3 protein-coding genes are annotated in these 2,375 nt (G+C 70.3%); 2 read left to right on the forward strand and 1 reads right to left on the reverse strand.

The annotated features are described in order from the left end of the window. Positions 1-596 precede the first annotated feature (596 nt). Positions 597-1,592 (forward strand): ArsR/SmtB family transcription factor, encoded by a 996-nt coding sequence (locus tag ACWJ6R_RS34675; RefSeq protein WP_449066262.1) that lies wholly within the window; start codon positions 597-599, stop codon positions 1,590-1,592. Between the two features lie 273 nt (positions 1,593-1,865). Beyond that, on the forward strand, positions 1,866-2,129 hold the full coding sequence (locus tag ACWJ6R_RS34680; protein ID WP_449066263.1) for a hypothetical protein: 264 nt from the start codon (positions 1,866-1,868) through the stop codon (positions 2,127-2,129). Here ACWJ6R_RS34680 and ACWJ6R_RS34685 read toward each other — a convergent pair. Beyond that, the coding region (locus ACWJ6R_RS34685; protein ID WP_449066264.1) for a helix-turn-helix domain-containing protein at positions 2,101-2,375 on the reverse strand (275 nt) is incomplete at its 5' end. The genes ACWJ6R_RS34680 and ACWJ6R_RS34685 overlap by 29 nt on opposite strands.

The following is a 2,375-nucleotide window of genomic DNA, read 5'->3' on the forward strand; positions in this document are numbered from 1 at the left end:
CCGAGTCGGGCATAGCGCATCAAGCTGATCAATTCACAAACTCGCCGGGGCCCTGTCCTGCACCATGGTCGCCTCGTCCTTGTGGGTCACTGACTGGGCGTAGGTGACGGTATCGCTTCGGTCGAATTGCCCGACCGATACCTTGGGGTATCCGGGTATGAGGTCTGCGTAGGGACGACCGCCGACCACTTCGGTCATCGTGGCGTACGAGCAACGGTCGTGAGCCCAGTCGGCGTGAGCCGCCGAAGGGCGGATCATCGTGGCGGCCAAGACTGTGCCGAATATTCCGAAGACTGCCAGCAAAGCCTTTAGTCGTGACATTTACCTTCCTTTTTCTCACCAGAACGAGCGAAGTCGAACTCCGAATTCGGCCGGCGTGTGCGTTCGGTCCGACGCGCCGCCACGGCGAAAACCGGCCTGCGGCATGCGGCCGAGCCGTCCTTTCACCATCGGAGAGCCGGCCCGCTCACTGTCGCAGGAAGAAATCACGCGCCGCGAGGCTTGTAAGCCTGGCTTAACCGCGCCGCTCAGCGCCTCACGTGACGGCACGGCGACAGGCTGTGGCGGCGAAGTCGACGGGTGAACGGGGGGAACGCATGCATCGGATCCATTTCACGGCCGACGACGTGGCCCGGGTGCGGATGGCGCCCACGCTGGGACCCATGGCCGAGACCCTGTTCAGCCTGCACGCGCTGCGCGGGCGCACCGAGGAGACGATGTTCGGCGGCTGGCGGCGCCGGGTGCGCGGCGGTCTCGGCGCACGGTCCGCGGTCCTGGCCGCCATCACGCCCGCGCGAAAACCATGGTTCGACATGGCCATCCTCGCGGGCACCGGCCGCGACCTGGCCGAGAGCTCGGAGACCTTTCTGGCCAGCTCCCGGCAGGCCGTCCGGGCGGAGCTGGACTTCTACGCCGGACACCACGGCCGGGTGCCGGCCGTGCTGGCCGGACTCGTCGACACCCCCGCCGCCCGGCGGGAGGTGCTGTCCACGGTGCAGGCCTACCACCACGCCGCCGTCGGCCCGCACTGGACGGCCATGGGCGCGCACCTGGATGCCGAGCGCGCCCGGCGCGGCACGGTCCTGCTCGACCGCGGCGTCGACGGCCTGCTGTCCAGCCTGCACCCGAAGATCCGGTGGACGCCGCCGACCCTTCACATCGACTGCGGCGACCAGTTCGACGCCGACCTCACCCCCGGCGGGCGGGGCCTGCTGCTGGTGTCGTCGTTCTTCTTGCGGAACCCGTCGGTGATGTACGACCCCGCCGATCCCGCCGACTGCATCCTGCTCTACCCCGCCGTGCTCGACGTCGACCATGCCGCGGGCGTCTGGGCGGCCGGCACCTCCAGGCGGGCGCTGGCCAACCTCCTGGGCCGCACCCGCGCGTCGGTGCTCACCGCCATCGCCGGCGGCGTGGCGACCACCGGCGCCCTGGCCCGCCGCCTGGACATCTCCTCGGCGGCGGTCAGCCAGCACACCGCCGTGCTGCGCGAGGCAGGCCTCATCACGACCCGCCGGCACCGCAGCGCCGTCCTGCATCACCCCACCCGGACGGGCCTGGCCCTCCTCGACCGCGACCACTCATCCGCCTGACGACCTGACGACCTGACGACCTGACGACCTGACACGAACCCGCTGCTCGATCGACCGCTATCGAGCGGAGGCAAGGCTTGCATCCCGGGCGGAGGCACTCTTGCGAGCTGCACGCCTTTCGCCGGCTGCGCATCCGCTGGGAGGTCCGCGCCGACATCCACGAGGCGTTCCTCAAGCTGGGCTGCGCTCTGATCCGCCGGCGTCGTCTCAGCTCATTCTGCCAGGGGCTCTTAGTCTGATTCCAGGACGACTCGGACGGAGGTACGGACGCAGATGAGCGAGAACGATCCGCACATCCACGTCGACCAGAAGGCGATGCAGGCCAGCGCCGGCGGCCGCAACGCGATGGTGTCGGTGTTGGGCCTCGTGCCCGACTCCGCGAGCGTCGTCACCACCGGTTGCGGCCTCCAGGTGCCCTATGCGATGACCTCTCCCCGCCCGGAGAGCGTCACCTGCCTCGCCTGCAGGGAACACGCCCACCGGGAGCACCTGCGCTATGAAACACGTCCTAGTCGTCGCCGAGGGCGGCCAGACTGATGATCATGGCGAGGCGCTGGCGGGCGTCGTCCAGGTTCAGCGGAGTGATCTCGCCGATCCTGCGCAGCCGGTTGCGGACGGTGTTGGGGTGGACGCCGAGCCGCTCGGCGGCGGCGGTGAGGTCGCCCTGGGCCTCCAGCCACGCCCGCAGCGTCACCGCGTAGTGGGTCGCGTGCGCGGCGTCGTGCCGGCGCAGCGCGCTGACCGGCCCGCGTGCGGGAGGCCGGCCCGTACGCGCCGCGGCGC

Source organism: Planomonospora algeriensis (genome assembly GCF_977012225.1).

What these genes read in the sequence shown, in the direction of transcription:
- ACWJ6R_RS34675 (WP_449066262.1), top strand. Translation starts at nt 597, where the DNA reads ATGCATCGGATCCATTTCACGGCCGACGACGTGGCCCGGGTGCGGATG.
- ACWJ6R_RS34680 (WP_449066263.1), top strand. Translation starts at nt 1,866, where the DNA reads ATGAGCGAGAACGATCCGCACATCCACGTCGACCAGAAGGCGATGCAG.